Raw genomic sequence first — 24,282 nt, forward strand, 5'->3', positions numbered from 1 at the left:
GTCACCTGGGCGAGGGCGCCGCCCCTGTCTCCGGAGGCGCGTGCGGAGCGGACGAGGAGCCGGGGGTCACCGGGGACGAGGTGTTCGGGGATTTCGAGGTGTCCGGGGGCTTCGAGGTGTTCGAGGGACTCGACGAGCACGCGTTGATCCCGAGCCCCAGAGCGGCCCCCGCACCCGCGCCGCCCAGCGCGAGGAGACGGCGCCGGGTGATGTCGCTGTCGGTCATGGCGGGACCCTAGGGGCGGCCCGGGGCGCGGCCGTGGGGGCGCGCGGAGTCACGCGGAGTGGCCACCCGCACGAGTGGGCTCCTCGATGACAGGCGCGCCCGTGCCCTCAACGACCCGCGTGCCAGTCCCCGCCCTCGACGCGTGTGCCGCCGGCCCGCAGCCGCGCGGCGACGGCGGGGGCGGCCACGTACACCCAGGCCCGTACGGCCGTGCCGTCCGCGCGGGTCACCTCCCGTGCCACCCGCTCGTACAGGTTGCGGGGGGCGCCCGGCACGTACTCCTCCAGCCGGTCCAGCGCGCCGAGCAACTGCCCGTACGCCTCCGGGAGCGCGGTCACCAACTCCCCGCGCACGACACCTCCGGGCTCCTCGACGGCGTACGGATATCCGGGCCCTTCGTACAGCACGGCTCCCCGCATCCGGCCGGGCTCCTCCGACTCCGTACGGCCGCGGAGGAACAGGTCGTGGTTGTGCCCGCCGGGGCGCAGGGTGCCGTAGACGAAGAAGGGGACGGTCACTCGCCACTCTCCCCCTCCACGCTCTCCCCTTCCACGGTCTCCTCCTCGACCCAGCGCAGATAGTCCGCGCTCCCCCGGACGACGGGCGTCGCGATGATCTCGGGGGTGTCGTAGTCGTGCGCCGCGAGGAGATACGTCTCCAGCGCGTCGTACCGCGCACTCGTGGTCTTGAACAGCACCTGCCACTCGCTCGCGGTCTCCACCGCCCCCTTCCACCGGTAGACGGAGGTCACCGGCCCGGCGATCTGCGCGCAGGCCGCGACCCGCGCCTCGACCGCGCCGCGCGCGAGCGCCTCCGCCTTCTCGGGGGCGTCGGTCGTGGTCAGCACGGTCAGCCAGGAAGCCGTTCCGGCGGCAATCTCCATGATCGTCTCCCATTCGTGAGGGTGCGGAAACGATTCTCTCCACACCTCGCGGAATCGCGCACGGGCTATGGACATGACATGTCATGGACCTTTAACTCTGACTCGACATCAGCGCCCCCACGCGTCTGAGCGCCCCTCCCCGAGGAGACCGATGAGTCGGATCCGGATACGGCAGACCCGAGGTACCCGACCGCACACCCGAGGCTCCCGCCTGGCCGCGGCCGGTGTGGCCGCGGCCGCCACCGCCCTGCTGGCGGCCGCGCTGACCCCCACCGCGGGCGCCACCGGCCGGCCCGACCGCGTCACCGCGATCGACAACGCCGCCGCGGCCCTGGTGAAGGAGGCCACCCGGCTGGGCCTGACCTCCGCCGAGGGCACCAGCGTCCGTGACGTGGTCGTCGACGCGGACGGCGGCCAGCATGTGCGCTACGACCGCACGTACCGGAAACTGCCGGTCCTGGGCGGCGACTTCGTCGTCCACCTCGCCCGCGACGGCTCCTACCGCGGCGCGAACCGTGCCACCTCCCGCGACCTCTCCGTCCCCACCACCACGCCCGCGCTCGCCGCCCCCGAGGCCGCCGACCTGGCCACCGCCGCGCTGCGCGCCGCGCACCTCGGCGAGACGCTGAAGAAGGTGACGGCCACGCCCCAGCTCGTCGTGGACGCCCTGCACGGCGCACCCCGGCTGGCCTGGCGCACCAACGTGGTGGGCCAGGACTCGCTGGGCAACCCGGTCGCCCGCACCGTGCTGACCGACGCCCGCAGCGGCCGGCAGATCGACGCCTGGGACAGCATCGAGACGGCGACGGGTGACGGCCGGTCCCTCTACAGCGGCACGGTCCCGCTGGAGACCACGCCCTCCGGATCGACGTACCAGCTCAAGGACCCGACGCGCGGGAACACGTACACGGGCGACGCGGCGAACAAGACGGACCTGTGCATCTTCGGGATCTGCGTCAGCCGCGCTCCGGCGACCCTCTTCACGGACGCCGACAACCACTGGGGAACCGGGGCGGCTTCGGACCGTTCCTCGGCCGCGGTCGACGCCCAGTACGGCACGAACGAGACCTGGGACTACTACAAGAACGTCCACGGCCGCACCGGCATCGCGGGCGACGGCAAGGGCTCGTACAACCGCGTGCACTACGGCAACAACTACAACAACGCGTTCTGGGACGACAATTGCTTCTGCATGACGTACGGGGACGGTGACGGGACGACGCTCGGGCCGCTGGTCGGGCTCGACGTGGCCGGTCACGAGATGTCCCACGGTGTCACGTCGAAGACGGCGGCGCTGACGTACTCGGGCGAGTCCGGCGGCCTGAACGAGGCGACCTCCGACATCTTCGGCACGCTGGTGGAGTTCTACGCGAACAACTCCGCCGACCCCGGGGACTATCTGATCGGCGAGAAGATCGTCCGCTCCGGCTTCGGCAAGGCGGCCCTGCGGTTCATGGACCAGCCCTCCAAGGACGGCAACTCCGCGAACTGCTGGAGCTCCTCGGTCGGCAATCTCGACGTCCACTACTCGTCCGGCGTCGCGAACCACTTCGCGTACCTGCTCGCCGAGGGCAGCGGCGCGAAGACCATCAACGGGGTCAGCTACAACTCCCCCACCTGCAACAACTCCACGGTCACCGGCATCGGCCGGGACAAGCTCGGCGCGATCTGGTACCGGGCGCTGACGGTCTACATGACGTCCTCGACCAACTACGCGGGCGCGCGGACGGCGACGCTGAGCGCGGCGAAGGACCTGTACGGGGCCACAAGCACGGAGTACAACGCGGTGGCGGCGGCCTGGTCCGCGGTGTCCGTGAGCTGAACGCCAGGCGCCTGGCAGAGCCTCGACCGGCTGCCCCGGCACGCTCCGACCGCCCCGGCACGTGCGGCACACGCTCGTGCCGAGGCGGCCGAAGCGGCCGGAGCGGCCCGGGCGGCAGGGGCGGTCGGGGCCGTCGACTCGCGGCGCCCCGGGCCGTCCGGGTGGGCGTGACGGCGCGGTCCGGGACGCCGGGTGCGGTGCCCGCGGCGGCCGGAGCGGCAGGGGCGGTCGGAGCCGTCGACTCGCGGCGCCCCGGGCCGTCCGGGTGGGCGTGACGGCGCGGTCCGGGACGCCGGGTGCGGTGCCCGCGGCGGCAGGGGCGGCCGGAGCGGTCGACTCGCGGTGCCCCGGGCCGTCCGGGTGGGCGTGACGGCGCGGTCCGGGACGCCGGGTGCGGTGCCCGCGGCGGCCGGTCGGCGACGACGGGACCGAAACGGCCCTCGTGATCGCCTTCATGGCGCACGAGCCGTCACCTCAACCATCCTTGAGGTCACCGCGCCTCCCACTCGCCCCCGTCACCCGTTCGCACCCCCTCCCCGCGCTCTTCGGCTTCTTTGCCGCGACACCTCAGCCGTACGCCGGTGACCTGCTGGAACGCCATCGTTCCGGCCCCTCGGACACCCTCGTCCAGCGCTCTTTCCCCGCATTTGTGACGCCCTCTCAGGAAGCGAACCCGACCGACTGCCACTTACCTCGGAAGGGCAGGGGCACGACCGACACAGCGGCACTTGGGGGTGCCGCCGGCCGCGCCCCCTCGGAGGAGCACAGCCATGCGACGCACAGCCCGTCTGCTGACCGGTACCGCGCTCGCCGTCGCCGCGGTGGGCCTCGCCACCGCGCCCGCGTACGGCGGGTCCACGGAGAGTCTGGAGGTGTTCCCCTCCACCGTCGTCCCGGGGGCCGACGTCACCGTCAACACGGCGGCGTGCGGGGCGGACAGCACCGCCACGGGTGACGCCAGCGCGGTCGGCGCGGGCATCTTCATACTCGCCGCCAGCGCCCACGAACAGGACGCGATCGGCCAGTTCAAGGTGCCGCCGAGCGCCCAGCCGGGGACGTACGAGATCGTCGCGAAATGCTCCCACGGCCGACAGGTCACCGGCGACCTGATCGTGAACCTGACCGCCACACGCGAACAGATCCATCTGCCGCGTGGGCATGTGAACACGGGGGTCGGCGGCGCACTCGGCCCCGACCCCGTGCAGACCGCGGCGGGAGTGGCGGCCCTGGCCGTCGCCGCCGCGGGCGGTACCTGGCTCCTGCATCGCCGGGCGAGAGGCGACGGGATCTGACGGACACCCTCCGCTGTCCGTCCGCCGGTACCGCCGTCCCCTCCCCCTCCGTGGCCCGACGCCCCTCGCGGCCCGGAGGGGGAAGGGGACCCATCACGACCACGACCACGACCACGGTTGCAACCAGGACCACGACGACCGTCACGACCACAACCGCACAACGCCTGACCCCGAGAGGAGGCTCACATGCGCCGGGTCAGCAACACCGCGATAGCTTCCGTCACCGTGGTCGCCCTCTGCTCAGGGACCTGGCTGCTCCACAACGGCACCCAGGTCCACCCACCGCCCCAGCCCTCCGCCGCCCAGGCCGGCACCGGCGACGCCCTCCGGCAGGGCGCTCCCGCGCTCCGCCACTCCCCGCCCGAGCGCATCCGCATCCCCTCCATCGGCGTGAACGCCCCGCTGACGGGTCTCGGTCTCACCCCGCAGGGCAGCCTCGACGTGCCGCCCGCCGGGGAGAAGAACCTCGCGGGCTGGTACCAGGCCGGCACCACCCCCGGCGAGCGAGGCACCGCGATCGTCGCGGGCCACGTCGACAACGCCAACGGTCCCGCCGTCTTCTACAACCTCGGCGCCCTCAAGAAGGGCAGCGCCATCGAGGTGGCCCGCCGCGACGGCGGCACCGCGCTGTTCACCGTCGACGCCGTCGAGGTCTACGCGGCCCGCGACTTCCCGGACGAGAAGGTGTACGGCGCCGCGTCCCGCCCCGAGCTGCGCGTCATCACCTGTGGCGGCGACTACTCGAAGGCCACCGGGTACCAGGGGAACGTGGTCGTCTTCGCCCACCTCACCGGCAGCCGCTGACCGGCACCTGCGGCGCCTACGCGATCCACTGCTGGTACGCCAGATTCGCCACCAGCGCGAACACCACCGTCAGCAGCACCACCCGGACGAACCCGCTGCCCTTCTTGAGCGCCGTGTGCGCCCCCACCATGCCGCCCACCAGGTTGAACACGGCCATCAGCGCGGCCAGTTGCCAGTACACCGTGCCCTTCCAGGCGAAGGTCGCGAGAGCGCCCGCGTTGGTGCAGCAGTTGACGATCTTCGCGGTGGCGGAGGCGGTCACCAGGTCGAAGTGGAGCAGCGCGGTCAGCGCCAGGACGAGGAACGTACCCGTGCCGGGGCCGATGAGCCCGTCGTAGAAGCCGATCCCGAGGCCCGCGAGCCCGATCGCGGCCAGCACGCGCCGCGCGGACACGGGCTCGGTCGAGGGCGCCGTACCGAAGGCGGGCCGCAGCATGACGAAGGTCCCGACGCCGAGCAGCACCACCATGACCACCGGCTTCAGCACGTCCGTACTCAGCCCGGCGGCCACGAAGGCACCGGCCGTGGAGCCCGCCAGCGCCGCGAGCCCGATCCGCACGGCCAGCCGCACGTCCACCGGCGCCTTGCGCGCGTACGTCACCGCCGCGCCGGTCGTCCCGACGATCGCGACCGCCTTGTTCGTCCCGAGCGCGTACGCCGCCGGTGTACCGCCCGGCAGTCCGAGCAGCATCGCGGGGAGCAGCAGCAGCCCGCCACCGCCCACCACGGCGTCGATCCAGCCCGCCGCGAGGGAGGCGAGGCAGAGCACAACGACGATGGTCAGCGATATGTCGGGCATGATCGCGACCCTATGTGACGGTCACCGAGCCCAGGTAGCGCAGGACCGCCAGCACCCGTCGGTGCCCGGTGCCCGACGGCGGCAGGTCGAGCTTGGTGAAGATGTTGGCGATGTGTTTCTCGACGGCGCGTTCCGAGACGGTGAAGGCGCCGGCGATCGACTGGTTCGTCCGGCCCTCCGCCATCAGGGCGAGCACCTCGCGCTCGCGCGGTGTGAGCCTGTCGAGGGCGGTGGCGCGCCGGCTCGCGCCGAAGAGCTGCGCGACGACCTCGGGGTCCAGGGCGGTGCCGCCTGCGGCGACCCGTTCCATGGCGTCCACGAACTCGCCGATGTCGACGACCCGTTCCTTCAGCAGATAGCCGATCCCGGCCGGGTCGGCGAGCAGTTGCCGGGCGTACGTCGTCTCCACGTACTGCGAGAGGATCAGCACCCCGAGGCCGGGGTGGTCCTCCCGCAGCCGTACGGCCGCCCGCACACCCTCGTCGGTCTGCGTGGGCGGCAGCCTGATGTCGACGACGGCCACGTCCGGACGGTGCTCGGCCACGGCGGCGAGCAGTGTCTCGGCGTCCCCGACGGCCGCCGCGACCTCCACGTCCCGCAGCCGCAGCAGCTGGACCAGCCCATCGCGCAGGAGGGCGGAGTCCTCGGCGATGACGACGCGCATGTGATCCCCGTGATCGTCAGGAGGGCGGCTCGGACAGGAGGGCGGTTCGGTCAGCCGGGAAGCTCGACCGTGACCACCGTAGGGCCTCCCGGGGGGCTGTCGCAGGTGAGTGTGCCGTCGACGGTCCGGGCGCGGGCCAGCAGCCCGGTCAGGCCCGAGCCCGCGCCGATCACCGCTCCCCCGCGTCCGTCGTCGCGCACGCTCAGCCGCAGCAGTCCGTCCCGGGCGGTCACGCTCACCGCCGCACCGCTCGCCCCGCTGTGCTTGGCGGCATTGGCGAGGAGTTCGGCGGCGCAGAAGTACGCGATCGACTCGACGGCCGGGCTCGGGCGGTCCGTGATGTCGGCGGCGACCTCGACGGGCAGGGCGCTGTCGGCGGCGAGGGTGGCCAGGGCGGTGTCCAGACCCTGGTCCAGTACGGGAGGGTGGATGCCCTTCACCAGATGGCGCAGGTCGGCGATGGCCTGGGTCGCGTTGCCCCGCGCGGTGTCGACGACGGCGAGGAGCCGGTCGGGGGAAGCCCCCGCGCCGATCAGCTCCCTGATCATCGTGAGGTGCATCGCGAGGCCGACGAGCCGGGCCTGCGTCCCGTCGTGCAGGTCGCGTTCGATCCGGCGCAGGGTCGCCGCCGCGTCGTCCACGGCCTGGGCGCGGGTCTCCTCCAGGGTGCGGATGCGGCGCTCGGCGGGGTCGGGGCCGAGCAGCGCGCCGAGCAGCGCCCGGTGCGGGGCGAGGGCCTGGCGCAGCAGCCAGGACGCGGTGGCGAGGAGCAGCAGCCCGAGGGCCGCCGGGATCAGCCACCGTGGCCAGGAGTCGACCTGGAACCCGAAGAACTCCAGCGACACCCGGTGCGTCGTGCCGTCGCTCGCCCGCCGGGTGTCGTAGTTCCACCGCTTGAGGAGGGGGTGGAGGGTGAGCAGGACGCCATAGACGTAGCCGATGACGACAGCGGTGTACCCGAAGACGGCGGTGAAGGGGGTCGCCAGCGCGCAGCCGACGGCGCGCCACCCGCTCCGGTCACCGAGCAGCGCCCGCCGCCAGCCCAGGATCCCGGCACCTTCGCGGCGCTCCGGCTCCTCGATCTCCAGCCCCAACAGTCCTCGCGCGAGACCGCGTTGGAGCCTGCCGAGCGCCAGCGCCCCGCGCACGGTGACGGCGACCAGCCACAGTCCCAGCGTGGTCACGGACAGCACGCCCCCGACCAACAGTCCCACGAGGGTGAGGACGAACCCGACCAGGGCGAGCGGGAAGGCGATCACCCCGTAGAGAAGCGCCGAGAGGGCCTTCCGCCCGAAGGGGAAGGCCACGAGTGCGCGGAGGCGGTTGCGGAGGGGGTGCATGGCGTCAACCTAGGAGAGGAGTGCCGCGGCGAGGCGGAGCTGGACGGCTGCCAGGGCCCGGCCGAGCCACGGCATGAGCAGCAGGAAGCCGAACCCGCCGACGATCGCGTGGAACGCCCAGGCCCCCGCGAAGGTCGGCCCTCCCCACGCGTCGGAGTAGTCGGAACCGGCGGCGCGCAGCGGCCAGCCCAGGTTCATCGGCACCAGGGACCAGCCGTAGACGGTGACGGCCAGCACCAGGAGATTGAGGGGTACGGCGGCCGTGGCGTGGGCCAGTCCCCGCGAGGACCCGGACAGCTCCCGGCCCAGGAGACGTCGGACGAGCCCCCGCTGCCACCGCCCGGTCGGGGCGCCCAGCAGAGCCAGCGGGACGCAGAGCACCCCCACGGGGAACGCCAGCAGCGCGTACGCGACCCGGCGCCAGGTGCCCGCGGTGAACGCTTCACGGACGAACAGCCAGGCCCGTACGGCGGAGTCGTCGCGGGGCGGCGGCAGCGGCGGCTTCTGCTCCTGCCGGGGCTTCTCGAAGGTGGCCATGTTTCTGTCCCCCTGTGCGTCAGCGGGTGGATCCCGATGCCTCAAGGCTTCCGTGCCGGGGCGCCGCGATCGATCGTGCCCGCACGAGGACCGGGGGTTCGGTTGACCCCACCACACCCTCACAACCGGGTGTCGCTCCCGCTGAGGGCAGCGTTCCTCCCGGGAAACAGCCGTGATGCGACCGGGTAACACCGGCGTCGCAGGCTGCGGTGCATGACCTCGAATGCGCCCGCTCCCTGACCCGGTTCACCCTCGCTCCCGGCCCGGGAGACCGGGCGAAACCGGAGGGCCCGGGAGGGAACCGCACCGCTCCCCCGCAGACAGCGCCCCGCTGCTCCACCTGCTCACCAACGACGGAGGCTCCTGAATGTCCACGGACACGACGATGACGACGGCGGCGAACGCCACCGACGGCAGCGCGCACACCATCGTGCTCGTCGGCCATGGCATGGTCGGCCAGCGCTTCCTCGAAGCGCTCGCCGAACGCGGCCTGACCGCCACGCACCGTGTGGTCGTGCTGTGTGAGGAGCCGCGCCCGGCGTACGACCGCGTCCAGCTCACCTCGTACTTCTCGGGCCGCACCGCGGAGGAACTCTCCCTCACCGACGCCGAGTTCATCACCACGCACGGCATCGAACTGCACCTCGGCGACCCGGCCGAGACGATCGACCGGGAGGCCAGGCGGGTCACCGCGCGCTCGGGTCTGGTCATCGCGTACGACACCCTGGTCCTCGCCACCGGCTCGTACCCCTTCGTCCCGCCGGTGCCCGGCAAGGACGCCGAGGGCTGCTTCGTGTACCGCACCATCGAGGACCTGCTCGCCATCGAGGAGTACGCGAAGGCACGGGCGACGACGGGCGCGGTGGTCGGCGGCGGCCTGCTCGGGCTCGAAGCCGCGGGCGCGCTGAAGGGACTCGGACTGACCACGCACATCGTGGAGTTCGCTCCGCGCCTGATGCCCGTACAGGTCGACGAGGGCGGCGGCGCGGCGCTCCTGCGCACCATCCAGGACATGGGCCTGAGCGTGCACACGGGCACGGGCACCCAGGAGATCGTCACCGGCGACGACGGCGCCGTGACCGGGATGAAGCTCTCCGACGGCTCCGAACTCCCCACGGATCTCGTGGTGTTCTCGGCCGGCGTCCGCCCGCGCGACCAGCTCGCCCGCGACACCGGGCTCACGGTCGGCGAGCGCGGCGGCATCACGGTCGACGACCAGTGCCGCACGTCGGACCCGCACGTGTTCGCGATCGGCGAGTGTGCCCTCGCCTCGGACGGCCGGGTGTACGGCCTGGTCGCGCCCGGCTACGAGATGGCCGAGACGGCCGCCGCGACGATCGCCGCGGACGAGGCCAGCTTCACGGGCGCCGACCTGTCCACGAAGCTGAAGTTGCTCGGCGTCGACGTCGCGTCCTTCGGTGACGCGCACGGCGCCACCTCCGACTGCCTCGACGTCGTCTACTCCGACTCGCGCTCGGGCACGTACAAGAAGCTGGTCATCGGCCGCGGCGGCGAACTGCTCGGCGGCATCCTGGTCGGCGACGCGGACGCGTACGGCACCCTGCGGGCCTTCACCGGATCCGTGCCGCCGATCGCCCCCGAGCAGCTGGTGCTCCCGGCGGGCGCGGGCGCCCCGGTCGCGCTCGGCCCCTCCGCGCTCCCCGACTCCGCGGTCATCTGTTCCTGCCACAACGTCACCAAGGGCACGATCCGCGGCGCGGTCACCGAGCACTCCTGCACCACCGTGCCCGAGGTCAAGAAGTGCACCAAGGCCGGTACGGGGTGCGGGAGTTGCGTCAAGGTCCTCGGCCAGCTCGTCAACGAGGAGCTGGCCGCGAGCGGCGTCGAGGTCGACCACGGCCTGTGCGGCTGCTTCTCCCAGACCCGCGAGGAGCTGTACGAGATCGCCCTCGCGCTGCGCGTCCCCTCCTTCCAGGTCATGCTGGACCGCTACGGCCGCGAGGGCGCCCGGGGTGGCGAGGGCTGCGAGGTCTGCAAGCCGGCCGTCGCCTCCATCATCGCCTCCCTCGCCCCGACCATCGGCGCCAGCGGCTATGTCCTGGACGGCGAACAGGCTGCCCTTCAGGACACCAACGACCACTTCCTCGCCAACCTCCAGAAGAACGGCTCGTATTCGATCGTGCCGCGCATCCCCGGCGGTGAGATCACCCCGGAGAAGCTGATCGTGATCGGCGAGGTGGCCCGGGACTTCGGCCTCTACACGAAGATCACGGGCGGCCAGCGCATCGACCTGTTCGGCGCGCGGGTCGAGCAACTCCCCCTCATCTGGGCGAGGCTGGTGGACGCGGGCTTCGAGTCCGGGCACGCGTACGGAAAGGCCCTGCGCACGGTCAAATCCTGCGTCGGGCGGACCTGGTGCCGCTACGGCGTCCAGGACTCCGTCCGCATGGCGATCGACCTGGAGCTGCGCTACCGGGGTCTGCGCTCCCCGCACAAGCTCAAGTCGGCGGTCTCCGGATGCGCCCGCGAGTGCGCCGAGGCCCAGTCCAAGGACTTCGGCGTGATCGCCACCGCCAACGGATGGAACCTGTACGTCGGCGGCAACGGCGGCGCCACCCCGCGCCACGCGGACCTGCTCGCACAGGACCTCTCCGACGCCGAACTCGTCCGCCTGATCGACCGGTTCCTGATGTTCTACATCCGCACGGCGGACCGCCTGGAGCGCACGTCGACCTGGCTGGAGCGGATTCCGGGCGGCCTGGACCACGTACGCGAGGTGGTCGTGGAGGACTCGCTCGGCATCTGCGAGGAACTGGAGTCGCTGATGGCCGCGCATGTCGCCGCCTACCGCGACGAGTGGGCCGAGACCATCAACGACCCCGAGAAACTGGCCCGGTTCGTGTCCTTCGTGAACGCCCCGGACACCCCCGACCCGGTCGTCGGCTTCGTCCCCGAACGCGACCAGATCAAGCCGGACCTGCCGCTGCTGAGCATCGGCCGCCGCCCCTCTGAAGCCCTGGAAGGAAGCGCCCAGCGATGACCCTGGCACCCGAAACAACCACCCTCACCGTCCACATCCGCCTGACGGACTCCTGGTTGGCCCTCTGCGACCTGTCCGCGCTGACGCCGGGCCGCGGAGTCGCCGCCCTGCTCCCGGACGGCGGCCAGGCGGCCGTCTTCCTCGACCGCGCGGGCCGGATGTACGCCATCGACAACCGCGATCCGTTCAGCGGCGCGGCGGTCCTCTCCCGCGGCCTGATCGGCTCCCACCAGGGCCGCCCGTTCGTGGCCTCGCCCCTGCTGAAGCAGCGGTTCGACCTGGAGTCGGGCCGGTGCCTGGACGACGAGACCGTACGGGTAACGACGTACGAGGTCCGGATTTCCTGACGGCCGGGGTGACCGGGACCTCCTCGCGCCCGCCGGTCACCCCGGTCATACTTGACCGATCATTCTCGATTGCCCTACGGTCACCCCATGGCCAGGACCAAGGAATTCGACCCGGACGCCGCGCTGCAGTCGGCCTTGGAGCTGTTCTGGCGGCGCGGCTACGAGGCGACATCCATGACGGACCTCGTCGAACACCTCGGCGTCGGCCGCGCCAGCCTCTACGCGACCTTCGGCAACAAGCACGAGCTGTACCTGAAGGCACTGGACCGCTACCAGCAGGCGCGCAATCCGCAGCTCCTGCGGGAGCTCTCCCAGCCGGGTCCCGCACTGCCCGCCGTACGAGCGATGGTACGCCGCTTCGCGACCGAGGCGGCGACCGAGGGAAGGCGCCTGAGCGGCTGCTTCGTCACCAACACGGCCGCCGAACTGGCACCCCACGACACGGCCGCGGCCCGCCGCGTCGAGCACAACTGGGACCACCTCGAGACCCTGCTGCACTCGGCCCTGGTCCGCGCGCAGGCCCAGGGCGAACTGCCCGCCGACCGCGACCCGCTCGCCCTCGCCCGCATGCTGCTGGTCCTGATGCAGGGCCTACGGGTGGTGGGCAAGGCGTCCGCGGACCCGGCCCGGGTCCAGGACGCGGCGGAACAGGCGCTGACGCTATTCGACTGAGGACCACGCCCCAAGGCCCACGCACGCCTTCATACTGAACCGATCGGTCAAATAAGGGGATCCGGAATGACCACACGTACACGCTTCTCGGGAAAGACGGCCCTCGTCACGGGCGCCGGATCCGGCATAGGCCGGACCACCGCCCTGGCGTTCGCCGCGGAGGGCGCGCAGGTGGTCGTCGCCGGCCGCACCGCCGCATCGCTCGACGCGACGGTCGCGCTGATCGAGGCCAAGGGCGGAAAGGCGCTGGCAGTGATCGCGGACGTGTCACGCTCGGACGAGGTGCACGCCCTCGTCGAGGCGGCCGTCGACCGTTTCGGCTCCCTGGACGTGGCGGTGAACAACGCGGCCGTCTTCCACGGCGGAACACCGTTGGCCGACCTTCCGGAGGCCGACTGGCACGCCGAACTGGACATCAACGTCACCGGCGTGTTCCTCGCCCTTCAGGCGGAGATCCGGCAGATGCGGACGCAGCCGTCCGGCGGCGCGATCGTCAATCTCGCCTCCACCATCGGCCTGCACACCCGGCGTCCGGGCGTCGCCGCCTACGCCGCCGCCAAGGCCGCCGTCACCGCGCTGTCCCGCGCCGCGGCCCTCGATCACATCGCCGACGGAGTCAGGATCAACGTCGTCAGCCCCGGCGCCTCCGCCACCACGATGTCACTGCGGCCGGGGGAGTCGGAGGCCGAGCGGGTGGAGCGGGCACGTCACGAACTGCCACTGGGCCGCGTGTCGAAGACCGAGGAGGTGGCGGCGGCCGTCCTCTACCTGGCGTCGGACGACGCGGCGTCGGTCGTGGGCACGGACCTGGTGGTGGACAGCGGAGGCGCCCTCTGACGCGGACCGGGGAGCCGGGGAGCCGGGAGTCAGGTCACTTCAGAGCGTCGTACGTCACGCCGGTGAGCTGCTCGGAGGCGCTCCAGAGGCGCTCGCCGACGGCGTCGTCACGCGTCCACCCGGCCCGCCAGGAGCTCGCGGGCGCGCCGCGCCACATCGCGAACGAGGGTCCGGTGAAGGAGTCGGGCCGTACACCGGGCGCGGTGGCGGCGTACAGCGTGGGCAGGGCCCCGGCGTCCGGGCTCTGCGCGAGGAGCCGGTTCCCGATCTCCATGACCCGCTCGGCGCCCTTGCGCCCCGCGAGCTTCGGCCCGGCGGTCTGGAGGTTGGTGGAAGCGTACCCGGGGTGAGCGGCGGCAGCGACGACGTCGGACCCGGCAACGGCCAGCCGCCGCGCCAGTTCGTGGGTGAACAGAAGATTGGCGGTCTTGGACCGCCCGTAGGCGACCCAGCGCCGATACCCGCCGCGCTCGCTGTCGAGGTCGCGGATGTCGATATTGGCGAGCACATGGAACATGCTCGACACGGTCACGACGCGGGCGCCCGGGGTGGCGAGCAGCGCCGGAAGCAGCAGCCCCGTGAGCGCGAAGTGCCCCAGATGATTGACCCCGAACTGAGTCTCGAACCCATCGGAGGTACGCGCGAACGGCAGAGCCATCACCCCGGCGTTGTTGACGAGAAGATCAAGCCGCTCGCCGTACACAAGGTCGAACATCGCCGCGAACTCCGCCACGGAGTCGAGATCCCCGAGGTCCAGCCGTACGAACTCCACGTCCGCGCCGGGCACTTCGGAGGTGATCCGGTCCCCCGCCTCACTCCCCCGCGCCTCGCTCCGACAGGCGAGCACCACCCGCGCCCCACGCCGCGCCAGCTCACGTGCCGTGACGAACCCGATCCCGCTGTTGGCCCCGGTGACGACGGCCGTACGGCCACGCTGATCAGGGATGTCACTCACATTCCACCCGGCCATGCCCAGACCCCTCTCCACCACTGCTCGTCACTCACCGTACGCTCAGTCTCGCCGGATCAACTCGGGATCAATCCTCCGCCCCACAAGCGGCAACGCGCCCACGGCGGCGACGACCAGCACCCCGAGAGCACACACGAGCAGCAACGGAACCCCGCCCCCGTCCCAGAAGACGGCCCCACCCCCGGTGACCAGATAGCTCGACTCGGCCATCTTCCCCACCACCACGGCCAACACCAACCCCACAGCCAACGGCAACACCACCTGCACCACCTGCACAGCCCGCAACGTCCGCGCCCGCGCCCCCAACAAGGCCAACGCAGTAACCTGCGGCCGCCGCTCGACGGCCCGGTCGGTGGCAGCGACGAGGTAGGCGGCTACGCCGATGATCAGGCCGAGGATCATGCCTACGGCGAGGAGGGTTTTTACGATGGTGATCTGTTGGAGCGCCTCGACCGCCAGACCCTGAGGCTCGACCTGCACGGTGGGGGCTGCGCCACCGATGGCGTCGAGGACACGGCGTACGGTTTCTGGACCGGATCCGCTGATCAGGCTGAGGGTGGCGTCCTCCGGGCGGGTGTGCCGGGGCACCATGGAGGGCGGCAGAAGGATCGTTCCGCTATTGACCACCTGAGCGTTCACGGGGTTGTGGAACCGGACCTTCCTATACGGCACTGCGAGCTTCAGGTCGCGAGTGTGCCGCCCGCCATGAAAGGTGTAGTGGACGGTGTCACCCGCCCGGATATTGTTCTGGACCTGCGCGGAATCCCACAGCCACAGGGGCTGCCCGTCTACGCACCCATCAACCGACGGCACCGCCTTGCGCAACTGGTCGCATGTGGCCACCACCGCGTCGACGCGCGGTTCCGTCGGCGCCCCGCCACTGAACTTCGCCTGTACAGCAACGAAGTGTGCACGCAGACCTGGCAGCTCTTCGAGAGCGTGCTGCTGAGACGCGTCGATCTCCCCAAACATGATGTCGTAGACCTGCACGGGAGAGTTGCTCTTGGTGACCTGCTCCAACTCAATGAGCACACCTTGTGCTAGAGAAGCCACGAAGACCAGCAGAACGAGACCCGTCGCCACCCGAAGCGCACCACCCGGCTCGGCTTCGTTCCGCCGCATCGCAAGACCGAGGGAGAGCGACTGCGTGGAGCGGGCTGTCCGTCGAGCCAGAAGCCTGGACAGCAAGGGAAGCGACAGAGCAAGCCCTACGCCGACCAGAACGACCGCCGACGGCACGAGTACCGAGGACAGTGCCGTGCTCGTAGGCGCATGCCCGGTGGCTCCGGCGATGCAGTAGCCGGTCAGAATGCCCATCCCCGCGGTCAACGGCAGGATTCCCCACCTCGACGGCGGCTTCTCCACTGCGGTGCGCCGGACTGCCAGCGGGTTGGCCGCCGCCTTGCGGGCGCTGGCACGGCCTACGAACCATGCGAGTGTCGGGCAGCCCACGAGACACACCAGAAGGGTTGTAGCAGACAATGCCCCGTCGGCTGGGTACCACTTGAACCCCGGCAGGCCGATTCGCGAGACGAGTTGATTCACGACCTCGTACTCGACAAGACCCAGAACAGCGCCCACGCCGGCCGCCGCGACCGTCTCTGCGGCGTTCACCCGTTGAGTGCCCTTCCTGCTCAGCCCCAACAGGCGGAGGGCGGCCAATCGGCGTGTCCGTTCTGCAGCGGAGAGGCGTGCGCACACGGAGAGGAAGACTGCGAGGGGGAGCAGCACGACTCCGGCCATCGTGAAGCGAATGATGTCGAGTGCGGAGGACTCCACCGTGGGATCCGGCGCATAGTCGGCACCCCATTGCTTCACGGGATACCCCTCGGACAGTTCGGCGCGGCTCATGCCCGCGTACGCGACGAGTTCATTCGGACGAGCCAGCCCTTGGGCTCCGATCAGCCCCGCTTCCTTGCCCGGAAAACGCCGAGCCAACGCCGGTTGGCCTCGCAGTAGGCGATGCAGGCGGGGAGAAACGAACACCTGGCCGTCTCGTGGCAGCGACTTCAGACCGGGCGGCGGCTCGATCGACTTCGTCCCACGCGCGATGAAGATCCGGGTGAGGGGGACGGAGCCATACGGGTCAGTGCGGCTGAGAATCAGCGGATAGCCGTCGTTGATCCTCTGACCGGACTGATCCCGTGGGACGACCGGCTGCCGTCCCGCGATACGCCCGTCCTGCGCTGCGAGGATTCCGGGGATGGCGAGCACGATGGCCAGACAGCACACACCGAGCGAGCCACCCACCGCCATGAGCACGAATCGTGCACGGTTGCCGCCCCCGCTGCCGAGCAACAGCCGCAGCCCCAGAAGGAGTTCCTTCATGTCACGTCCTGTTCTCGGGCGAGCACACCGTCGGACATCGTGTAGCGGCTGTCCGCGCGGGCCGCGACCTTCGGGTCGTGGGTGACGAGGACGACCGCCGTGCCCTGCGACCTCGCGAGGGCCAGGAATTCCTCCAGTACGGTGGCGGCGTTGGCGCTGTCGAGCGATCCAGTCGGCTCATCGGCGAAGACCACAGTCGGCCGATGTACGAGGGCGCGTGCTACGGCGACCCGCTGGTTCTGACCGCCCGACACCTGTGAGGGGCGCCGCTCCCGTAGTTCGGCGAGCCCAAGCCGTCCCAATACCTCCCCAGCGGCCGCGAGCGCCGTGGCCTTGCGCTGCCCGGCCAGCCTCAGTGGCAGAGCGGCGTTCTCCTCCACAGTCAGCTCGGGCAGCAACTCCCCGTGCTGGAAGACAAATCCGAAACGGTCACGGCGCAGGGCGCTGAGTTCGTCGTCGTCGAGTGCGCACAGCGGGAGTCCTTCGAAGCGGATCTCGCCGCCTGCAACGGGCAATACTCCTGCCAGGCAATACAGGAGGGACGACTTGCCCGAGCCGCTCTGTCCCGTGATGGCCACGACCTCGCCCTGGCTGATTGCAATGGACGCGCCCCTGACTGCGTGCGACTGCCCATAAAAGAGGTCGATTCCTCTGGCCAACAGGACTTCTGGCGTAGTGATTTGAGCCTCCAGGAGAGCGGAAAGGAAAGGACCCGGACCTGCGCCCGGGTCCTGGGCGTCGGACAGTCCGCCTACGGCCTGAAGTGCCGCGTCGGGGAGCAGTTGTCCGGCCGGAGGGAGCCTCGATCGCGACAGGCACGCAGATCCGCGTCGTCCGTGTACTGCTGAGCTCCGTCCCAGTTGGAGTGGTGCAAGAACACTGTCTGTCGTTGCTTCCCGTTGTAGCGAACCCAGTCGTGCCCTTCGACGCGAACCTGCATGTAGACGTTGTTGTTGTCATCGGGCAGGGCATCCTTGAGCTGCCCGGCCCATTCGAAGGCGCCATGGTTCTGGGCTGCCGCGTTGAACCTGTACTGCCCCTGGCCGAATTGCGCACCCGTCGGCTTCATCCGGGGCAGCTCGTGCCAAGCCCCCGCCATCGACGTCCCTGCCCCGACGAGAAACACCCCGGCCGCCACCACGCCAACCATCGCCGTCTTCATCTCTCACCTCTCTGCCTCCCAACGACCCCACCGGCCCCCAGGAGTTACAGAAGGTAATGGATCAGTAACGTGCTGAATCCTTTGGCCTACGAATCGCCATCCCATCAGGTGATCCGGAAGCACGAGAAGCGCGAGCGGGCGCCGACCTCGTCGCCCGGTGTCAGGGCGTTGCGTAGTCGTTCGAGAAGGGCTGGGTCTCGGGATAGAACCGTTCGGCGGTGTGGCCCGGCACCGGAGTCGACGACGCCTCAGCCTGGGCCCAGACCCCCGCGGAGGCGGAGGAAACAGGGCGACGGGGTGGTGGTGCGGTGCGGGGATCCTCGCGGGCGAAGGGCTCCGGGGCCGTCCCGGTCCCGGCCATGTCCGCCGTCGACGCGTTCCCCGACCCCGGCATCAGCACCCGCACCCGCACCCCGCCGCTGCGCAGTGAACTCCTCGACCTGGACGCGGTCGGCGTCGAACGGCACCGGGCCTGGCCGCTGTTGGAGCGGTACGGCGGTAACTGTGCGTGCGGTGCACGCGGCCGTCGAGCAGATCCTCGACGACCTGCTGTCGAACGCGCTGCGACCGGCTCCGCGCGCCCCCGATGCGCCCAAGGGCGGTACGGCCCCGGTCGAGACCTGCTGCAGCGGCCGGCCCGCGCCGGTGGCGGCGAGGCCGAGTTGAGTGCGGCGCCGTACGGACGGCTCGACGGCTTCGTACGGCTGTGCCTGGTCGCACGACGACGGGGCGGCACCTCCGCACAGGGTTGTATGACCAACACCCTGAACTGGGAACTCAGCATCTGCCGCCCCTCACGGGGCACGTAGAGACCCCGATGGGGGATTCACCGCTGGCAGCGTCCGAACGTCACGACGTAGGTGCCGGCGGTGGGCGACGAGGCCCCGGCCCGGTCCGCCGAGCCGGGCTGGGCCCACGGGCCTATCTCGCGCAGCGACGGCTTGAGGATGATGGCGCGGTGGGCGGGGCTGTTCATCCACCAGTTGACGGCGGCCTGCGGAGTTCCCGATCCGCCCCACCCGGTGTACGTGATCTCGTTGAACTCCCACGAGCGGGGGTTGGGACAGTATCCGGCCGCCTGGATGCGGCTCTGCGGTGTCGAGCCGGTTTGGGGGTTGCGGTGCGGGTCCTTGCCCGGTCCCCACCACTTCAGCTGGACGGCCGCGACAGCATGCTGCTGGGCCGCGTTCGTCAGGGCCTGGCTAATGGTGAGGGAAGGCAGCCCGCGCTGTGTGCGCTGCGCGTTGATCAGGCACATCACGGCAGCCCTCGCCTGGGTGACCGTCCCGGCAGTCGGGGCCCGGTTGGCGGCGGCCTGGTCGCAGGTCACGGCAGCCGCGGGCGGAGCCGTCACGACAGGGAAGAGCGTGGCCGACAGGGCGGCAGCCGCGGCAGTGCTCAGCAGTTTTCCGGTGCGCGACATGTGACTTTGCACGGATACTCCACCTCCTGCGAACACGAACGGTGTTGTCATCCAGGCTGCCATCGGCCCTGGCCCGTCGCCATCCGGGGCCGCGGGGCGGGCGTGCCGCTCGCGGATGCGCTCGTCCTTCTCCCTGGCCTCGGCCCTCAGCCGCCGGGCCTCTTGGCAGAGATGAGGTTGTCGACCAACTCCCTTCCCAAGAGGGCCCGTTGCTGTTCCAGTGCACCATTTCCGATCCGGTCGGTGCCACTTCAGCCACCCTGGCGTGCGACTGCTACGTCCACCAGTGCGGGGCGATCGACGAGAGTGTCTGTCGTGCGTGCTGTCCCACCGACATGACCGACGCGGAGTGGGCCCAGGTCCGTGCCTCGATGCCGGTGCCGGTCTGGCTGGAGGGCCGGGGCGGGCGTCCGGAGAACAAGCAGAACGAAGGTCCCGCACCGGAATAACGTAGGTCCCGCACCGGAATGTGGATGATGCACGACGGGGCGGCACCTCCGCACAAGGTGCCGCCCCGTTTCTTTCGTACGCCGGAGCCGTCGGCCGTCGGTGAGGGTCAGGGTCGACCGTCGGCGGCTCCGGAGTTCCGGCAGGCTAGCGGTGGTCGCTGCCCTTCGCCGTCGACGCCGCGCGGCCCGCCTCCAGGCGTGCCACCGGGATCCGGAAGGGGGAGCAGGACACGTAGTCCAGTCCCACCTCGTGGAAGAAGTGGACGGACTCGGGGTCGCCGCCGTGTTCGCCGCAGACGCCGAGCTTCAGGTCGGGGCGGGTGGCGCGGCCGGCCTGCACGGCCGACTTCACCAGGGAACCCACGCCGTCCTTGTCGATGGTCTCGAAGGGGGAGACGCCGAAGATCCCCTTCTCCAGGTACGCGGTGAAGAAGCTCGCCTCCACGTCGTCCCGGGAGAAGCCCCAGACGGTCTGCGTGAGGTCGTTCGTACCGAAGGAGAAGAACTCGGCGGCCTCGGCGATCTGACCGGCGGTCAGGGCGGCCCGCGGGAGTTCGATCATCGTGCCGATGGCGAGCCTGAGGTTCGTGCCGGCGGCCGCCTGCACCTCCGCGATGACCTGGTCGGCCTCCTCGCGGACGATCTCCAGCTCCTGGACCGTACCGACGAGGGGGATCATGATCTCGGCCCGCGGGTCGCCCTTGGCGTTCTTGCGCTCGGCCGCCGCCTCCGCGATCGCCCGTACCTGCATGGTGAACAAGCCGGGGATGACCAGGCCGAGACGTACGCCGCGCAGACCCAGCATCGGGTTCTGCTCGTGCAGGCGGTGCACGGCCTGGAGCAGGCGCAGGTCGTTCTCGTTGGCGTCGCCGCGCGACTCGGCCAGTGCCACCCGGACGGACAGTTCGGTCACGTCCGGCAGGAACTCGTGCAGCGGCGGGTCCAGGAGACGGATCGTCACCGGGAGGCCGTCCATCGCCTCGAAGAGTTCGACGAAGTCCCGCTTCTGGAGGGGCAGGAGCTCCTTGAGGGAGTCCTCGCGCTCCGCCTCCGTGTCGGCCAGGATCAGGCGCTCGACCAGTTCGCGCCGGTCACCGAGGAACATGTGCTCGGTGCGGCACAGGCCGATGCCCTGCGCGCCGAAGCGGCGGGCACGGAGGGCGTCCTCCGCGTTGTCCGCGTTGGCGCGGACGCGCAGGCGGCGGACCCGGTCCGCGTACGCCATGATCCGGTGGACGGCGGCGACCAGCTCGTCCGCGTCGTCGGCGCCCGCGTGCATCCGGCCCTCGAAGTACTCGACGACCGGGGAGGGCACGACCGGGACCTCGCCCAGGTAGACCTTGCCCGTCGAGCCGTCGATCGAGACGACGTCACCCTCCTCGATGACCACTCCGCCCGGGGCCGTCATACGGCGCCGCTTGGTGTCGACCTCGAGCTCCTCGGCGCCGCACACGCACGTCTTGCCCATGCCGCGCGCCACGACGGCGGCGTGCGAGGTCTTGCCGCCACGCGAGGTCAGGATGCCCTCGGCCGCGATCATGCCGTCCAGGTCGTCGGGGTTGGTCTCACGGCGGATCAGGATGACCTTCTCGCCCGAACGCGACCACTTGATCGCGGTGTACGAGTCGAAGACCGCCTTGCCGACCGCAGCGCCCGGCGACGCGGCGATGCCCCGGCCGATCTGGTCGACCTTCGCCTGGTCGTCGAAGCGCGGGAACATCAGCTGCGCGAGCTGGGCGCCCGTCACACGCTGGAGGGCCTCCGCCTCGTCGATCAGGCCCTGGTCCACCAGCTGCGTGGCGATACGGAAGGCCGCACCGGCCGTGCGCTTGCCGACGCGGGTCTGGAGCATCCACAGCTGGCCGCGCTCGATGGTGAACTCGATGTCGCAGAGATCCTTGTAGTGGTTCTCCAGGGTCTCCATGATCTGCATCAGCTGGTCGTACGACTTCTTGTCGATCGACTCCAGCTCGGCGAGCGGGACCGTGTTGCGGATGCCCGCGACCACGTCCTCGCCCTGGGCGTTCTGGAGGTAGTCGCCGTACACGCCCTGGTGGCCGGATGCGGGGTCGCGTGTGAACGCCACACCCGTGCCCGAGTCGGGGCCGAGGTTGCCGAAGACCATCGAACAGACGTTGACCGCGGTGCCGAGGTCGTGCGGGATGCGCTCCTGGCGGCGGTAGAGCTTGGCGCGGTCGGTGTTCCAGGAGTCGAAGACCGCGTGGATCGCGAGGTCCATCTGGTCGCGCGGGTCCTGCGGGAAGTCCCGGCCGGCCTCGGTCTTGACGATCCTCTTGAACTTGGTGACCAGCTTCTTGAGGTCCGCGGCCTCCAGCTCCGTGTCGACCGTGACCTTCTTGGCCGCCTTCGCCGCGTCCAGCGCGTCCTCGAAGAGCTCGCCGTCGACGCCGAGGACCGTCTTGCCGAACATCTGGATCAGGCGGCGGTACGAGTCCCACGCGAAGCGGTCGTCGCCGGCCTGCTTGGCCAGGCCCTGGACCGACTTGTCGGAGAGGCCGATGTTCAGCACGGTGTCCATCATGCCCGGCATGGAGAACTTCGCACCGGAACGGACGGATACGAGGAGGGGATCGTCGGCCTGGCCGAGCTTCTTGCCCATCGCCGCTTCGAGGGCCTCGAGGTGCGCGCTCACCTCGTCACGCAGTGCCGCCGGCTCCTCGCCGCTGCCGAGATAGGTCTTGCACGCCTCGGTGGTGATGGTGAAGCCCGGAGGGACGGGAAGGCCCAGGTTGGTCATCTCGGCGAGGTTCGCACCCTTGCCACCGAGGAGGTCCTTGAGGTCCCTGTTGCCTTCGGTGAAGTCGTAAACGAACTTCGTCCCCTCAACGCCGCTGTCGCCGCTCTCGGCTACATGGGGATCTTTGTTTTCCGACACGAGTCTCGACTCCTCGACGTCGCGGTGGCTGCCCTGACGGCGAGGAACATACCCAGATCGAAGGCGCCTGGGTACGTCTACTTGCACGTCATGCGCCTGTAACCACCCGTCCGCCACTCGATTGAAAGTCAAGCCTTGGCAAGCGGTCACGGGGAGATGTTTTCACTTCTTGAACGAATCAACCCCCTCAGGTAGAAGTATACGCTCAGATGAGCGGCCACCGACACGCCTGAGTTTAATCGATGAACGATCAAGGGGTGGCACTGAGTGCCACCCCTTAGGGAAGTGCAGTCGCTCAAGATCCGCTCATCTGAGCGCCACCCCTATCAAGGGTGGCGAGAATCACGCGGTGAAGACGTCCTGAATTTCATCATGCGGACCACGAGGTGGACGCGACGCGAACGCGACACACGGATGTCACACACCCCGCCACCCCTGTGCGTCACACAGGCGTCACACACCCAGCGCCGCCAGCCGTTCTTCCGCCCGCTCCGGCGCGTACAGGTACTCCACGACCAGCGCACCGGCCCCCACCAGCCCCGCCCGCTCCCCGAGCCGCGAGGTCACCACGTCCAGATGAGCGGTCGAACGCGGCAGCGCCCGCTGGTACAGCAGCTCACGCACACCCGTGAGGAACGGGGTTCCGGCCAGATCCCCGGCGATCATCAGAACGCCGGGATTCAGCAGGGTCACCACCGTCGCGAGTACGTCCCCGACCTGGCGCCCCGCCTCCCGCGCCAGCGCCATCGCCTCCGGGTGCCCGGCGGTCAGCAGGTCGCGCACATCCGATCCGGAGGTGGCCGGTACGCCGGACTCGGCGAGTCTGCGCGCCACCGCGCCACCGCTCGCGACGGCGGCCAGACAGCCGTACGAACCGCACCGGCACAGCGCGTCCGCGCCCACCCGGATGTGCCCGATGTCCCCGGCGCCCCCGTCGACGCCCCGGTAGATGGAGCCGCCGACGACCATGCCCGCACCGATACCGGTGGAGACCTTGACCAGGGCGAACGCCGAACAGTCCGGATAACCGGTGCGCTGCTCCCCGTACGCCATGAGGTTGGCGTCGTTGTCGACGAGTACGGGGATCAGGGCGCCGCTCCTGGTGACCCCGGCGCCCGTGGCACCACCGGCGCTACCGGCACCACCGGCGCTCTTGAGGCCGGCGTGCTCGGCGAAGGCACGTCCCAGACGCCCGCGTATGTCGTAGCCGTCCCAGCCGGGCATGATCGGCGGTTGCACCACCCTGCCGGTGTCGGTGTCGACCGGGCCCGGCACCGCGATCCCGATCCCGCACACCGCGTCCGCGCGCTGCCCGGCCTTCTCCAGCAGCTCGGCGAACCAGCGGCCGAGTTCGCCCAGCACGGCGTCCGGGCCGTCCTCGATGCGCAGGCCTCCGTGGTGCTCGGCCTGGATCTCGCCGCTCAGCGAGAGGACGGCGGCCCGGCCGTGCCGGGTGTCGAGATCGGCGGCGAGGACGACGGCGTGTTCGTCGTCGAACTCGAGGGTGATCGAGGGCCGGCCGCCCTGAGGGGAGTCCACCGGGCCGCCCGCGCCCTCGCGCAGCCAGCCCGCACGGAAAAGCCGGTCGAGGCGCTGGCCGACAGTGGCCCGCGACAGACCGGTGGCCTGCTGCAGCGCGCCGCGCGTCGTGGCACGCCCGCTGCGCACCAGTTCGAGCAGCTCCCCGGCGCTTGCCTGATGCCCGGCCCTCATGGCCTTCGCCGCCCTTCCCGCCGTCCCCGCCATGCCTGTCATGCCCAACCCCTTGCGTTCACCAACTCTGCATTACATATTGAGTTTTGCGTGTTAAATAGACGTAACCCTACGGTA

22 protein-coding genes are annotated in these 24,282 nt (G+C 70.5%); 8 read left to right on the forward strand and 14 right to left on the reverse strand.

All coding sequences use genetic code 11. The annotated features are described in order from the left end of the window. Position 1: 1 nt before the first annotated feature. The 3 genes from ACZ7M2_RS04230 to cutA form a co-directional block, all read right to left on the reverse strand. Positions 2-226 carry a hypothetical protein gene (locus ACZ7M2_RS04230; protein WP_471594051.1) on the reverse strand — a complete coding sequence of 75 codons (225 nt, stop codon included), beginning with the start codon at positions 224-226 and terminating at the stop codon, positions 2-4. Between the two features lie 107 nt (positions 227-333). Further along, a complete protein-coding gene (locus tag ACZ7M2_RS04235) occupies positions 334-744 on the reverse strand; it encodes a gamma-glutamylcyclotransferase family protein (protein ID WP_471594052.1) in 411 nt (136 codons plus the stop codon). After that, the gene (gene cutA, locus ACZ7M2_RS04240) at positions 741-1,109 is read right to left on the reverse strand and encodes a divalent-cation tolerance protein CutA (RefSeq protein WP_471594053.1); all 369 of its coding nucleotides are present in this window, start codon (positions 1,107-1,109) and stop codon (positions 741-743) included. Before cutA ends, ACZ7M2_RS04235 begins: the two co-directional genes overlap by 4 nt. 151 nt (positions 1,110-1,260) lie before the next feature. Here cutA and ACZ7M2_RS04245 point away from each other — a divergent pair, with 151 nt between their 5' ends. The 3 genes from ACZ7M2_RS04245 to ACZ7M2_RS04255 all read left to right on the forward strand — a co-directional run bounded on the left by ACZ7M2_RS04245 (position 1,261) and on the right by ACZ7M2_RS04255 (position 5,027). Beyond that, on the forward strand, positions 1,261-2,931 hold the full coding sequence (locus tag ACZ7M2_RS04245) for a M4 family metallopeptidase (RefSeq protein WP_471594054.1): 1,671 nt from the start codon (positions 1,261-1,263) through the stop codon (positions 2,929-2,931). 770 nt (positions 2,932-3,701) lie between these two features. Further along, a complete protein-coding gene (locus ACZ7M2_RS04250) occupies positions 3,702-4,223 on the forward strand; it encodes a hypothetical protein (protein ID WP_471594055.1) in 522 nt (173 codons plus the stop codon). 186 nt (positions 4,224-4,409) lie between these two features. Beyond that, a complete protein-coding gene (locus tag ACZ7M2_RS04255; RefSeq protein ID WP_471594056.1) occupies positions 4,410-5,027 on the forward strand; it encodes a class F sortase in 618 nt (205 codons plus the stop codon). A 16-nt stretch (positions 5,028-5,043) separates the two neighbouring features. On the opposite strand, the gene ACZ7M2_RS04260 is transcribed toward ACZ7M2_RS04255, so the two are convergent. The 4 genes from ACZ7M2_RS04260 to ACZ7M2_RS04275 are packed head-to-tail and all read right to left on the reverse strand — an operon-like array spanning position 5,044 to position 8,367. Continuing rightward, a complete protein-coding gene (locus tag ACZ7M2_RS04260; RefSeq protein ID WP_352046103.1) occupies positions 5,044-5,826 on the reverse strand; it encodes a sulfite exporter TauE/SafE family protein in 783 nt (260 codons plus the stop codon). Positions 5,827-5,836: 10 nt separating this feature from the next. Next, positions 5,837-6,490: a LuxR C-terminal-related transcriptional regulator gene (locus ACZ7M2_RS04265; RefSeq protein ID WP_471594057.1), complete on the reverse strand. Its 654-nt coding sequence runs from the start codon at positions 6,488-6,490 to the stop codon at positions 5,837-5,839. 50 nt (positions 6,491-6,540) lie between these two features. Beyond that, positions 6,541-7,830: a sensor histidine kinase gene (locus tag ACZ7M2_RS04270; protein WP_471594058.1), complete on the reverse strand. Its 1,290-nt coding sequence runs from the start codon at positions 7,828-7,830 to the stop codon at positions 6,541-6,543. A gap of 9 nt (positions 7,831-7,839) precedes the next feature. Further along, entirely contained in the window at positions 7,840-8,367 is a 528-nt protein-coding gene (locus tag ACZ7M2_RS04275; protein WP_471594059.1) for a hypothetical protein, read from the reverse strand. Positions 8,368-8,734: 367 nt separating this feature from the next. On the opposite strand from ACZ7M2_RS04275, the gene nirB reads away from it, so the two are divergent. The 4 genes from nirB (at position 8,735) to ACZ7M2_RS04295 (ending at position 13,224) form a co-directional block, all read left to right on the forward strand. Next, positions 8,735-11,368 (forward strand): nitrite reductase large subunit NirB, encoded by a 2,634-nt coding sequence (gene nirB, locus ACZ7M2_RS04280; RefSeq protein ID WP_471594060.1) that lies wholly within the window; start codon positions 8,735-8,737, stop codon positions 11,366-11,368. After that, on the forward strand, positions 11,365-11,715 hold the full coding sequence (nirD, locus tag ACZ7M2_RS04285; RefSeq protein WP_471594061.1) for a nitrite reductase small subunit NirD: 351 nt from the start codon (positions 11,365-11,367) through the stop codon (positions 11,713-11,715). Before nirB ends, nirD begins: the two co-directional genes overlap by 4 nt. An 87-nt stretch (positions 11,716-11,802) precedes the next feature. After that, complete coding sequence (locus ACZ7M2_RS04290; RefSeq protein WP_471594062.1) at positions 11,803-12,387, forward strand: TetR/AcrR family transcriptional regulator; 585 nt, start codon at positions 11,803-11,805, stop codon at positions 12,385-12,387. 66 nt (positions 12,388-12,453) lie between these two features. Next, a complete protein-coding gene (locus tag ACZ7M2_RS04295; protein WP_471594063.1) occupies positions 12,454-13,224 on the forward strand; it encodes an SDR family NAD(P)-dependent oxidoreductase in 771 nt (256 codons plus the stop codon). 34 nt (positions 13,225-13,258) lie between these two features. On the opposite strand, the gene ACZ7M2_RS04300 is transcribed toward ACZ7M2_RS04295, so the two are convergent. The 4 genes from ACZ7M2_RS04300 to ACZ7M2_RS04315 all read right to left on the reverse strand — a co-directional run bounded on the left by ACZ7M2_RS04300 (position 13,259) and on the right by ACZ7M2_RS04315 (position 17,684). After that, on the reverse strand, positions 13,259-14,194 hold the full coding sequence (locus ACZ7M2_RS04300; RefSeq protein ID WP_471594064.1) for an oxidoreductase: 936 nt from the start codon (positions 14,192-14,194) through the stop codon (positions 13,259-13,261). Positions 14,195-14,236: 42 nt separating this feature from the next. Then, complete coding sequence (locus tag ACZ7M2_RS04305; protein ID WP_471594065.1) at positions 14,237-16,522, reverse strand: FtsX-like permease family protein; 2,286 nt, start codon at positions 16,520-16,522, stop codon at positions 14,237-14,239. Further along, entirely contained in the window at positions 16,519-17,169 is a 651-nt protein-coding gene (locus ACZ7M2_RS04310) for an ABC transporter ATP-binding protein (protein WP_352046247.1), read from the reverse strand. The genes ACZ7M2_RS04305 and ACZ7M2_RS04310 overlap by 4 nt, the downstream gene beginning before the upstream one ends. A 104-nt stretch (positions 17,170-17,273) precedes the next feature. Further along, positions 17,274-17,684, reverse strand: coding sequence for a hypothetical protein (locus ACZ7M2_RS04315; RefSeq protein ID WP_471594066.1), 411 nt, complete (start codon positions 17,682-17,684; stop codon positions 17,274-17,276). A gap of 359 nt (positions 17,685-18,043) precedes the next feature. On the opposite strand from ACZ7M2_RS04315, the gene ACZ7M2_RS04320 reads away from it, so the two are divergent. After that, positions 18,044-18,493: a hypothetical protein gene (locus ACZ7M2_RS04320; protein ID WP_471594067.1), complete on the forward strand. Its 450-nt coding sequence runs from the start codon at positions 18,044-18,046 to the stop codon at positions 18,491-18,493. A 17-nt stretch (positions 18,494-18,510) separates the two neighbouring features. Here the strand turns inward: ACZ7M2_RS04320 and ACZ7M2_RS04325 are convergent, their stop codons facing one another. The 3 genes from ACZ7M2_RS04325 to ACZ7M2_RS04335 all read right to left on the reverse strand — a co-directional run bounded on the left by ACZ7M2_RS04325 (position 18,511) and on the right by ACZ7M2_RS04335 (position 24,198). Beyond that, positions 18,511-19,119, reverse strand: coding sequence for a CAP domain-containing protein (locus ACZ7M2_RS04325; protein ID WP_471594068.1), 609 nt, complete (start codon positions 19,117-19,119; stop codon positions 18,511-18,513). Between the two features lie 582 nt (positions 19,120-19,701). Next, complete coding sequence (gene ppdK / locus ACZ7M2_RS04330) at positions 19,702-22,452, reverse strand: pyruvate, phosphate dikinase (protein ID WP_352046114.1); 2,751 nt, start codon at positions 22,450-22,452, stop codon at positions 19,702-19,704. A gap of 453 nt (positions 22,453-22,905) precedes the next feature. Next, positions 22,906-24,198 (reverse strand): ROK family transcriptional regulator, encoded by a 1,293-nt coding sequence (locus tag ACZ7M2_RS04335; protein WP_471594519.1) that lies wholly within the window; start codon positions 24,196-24,198, stop codon positions 22,906-22,908. Between the last annotated feature and the right edge of the window lie 84 nt (positions 24,199-24,282).

This window comes from Streptomyces sp. NPDC111507 (genome assembly GCF_055638955.1).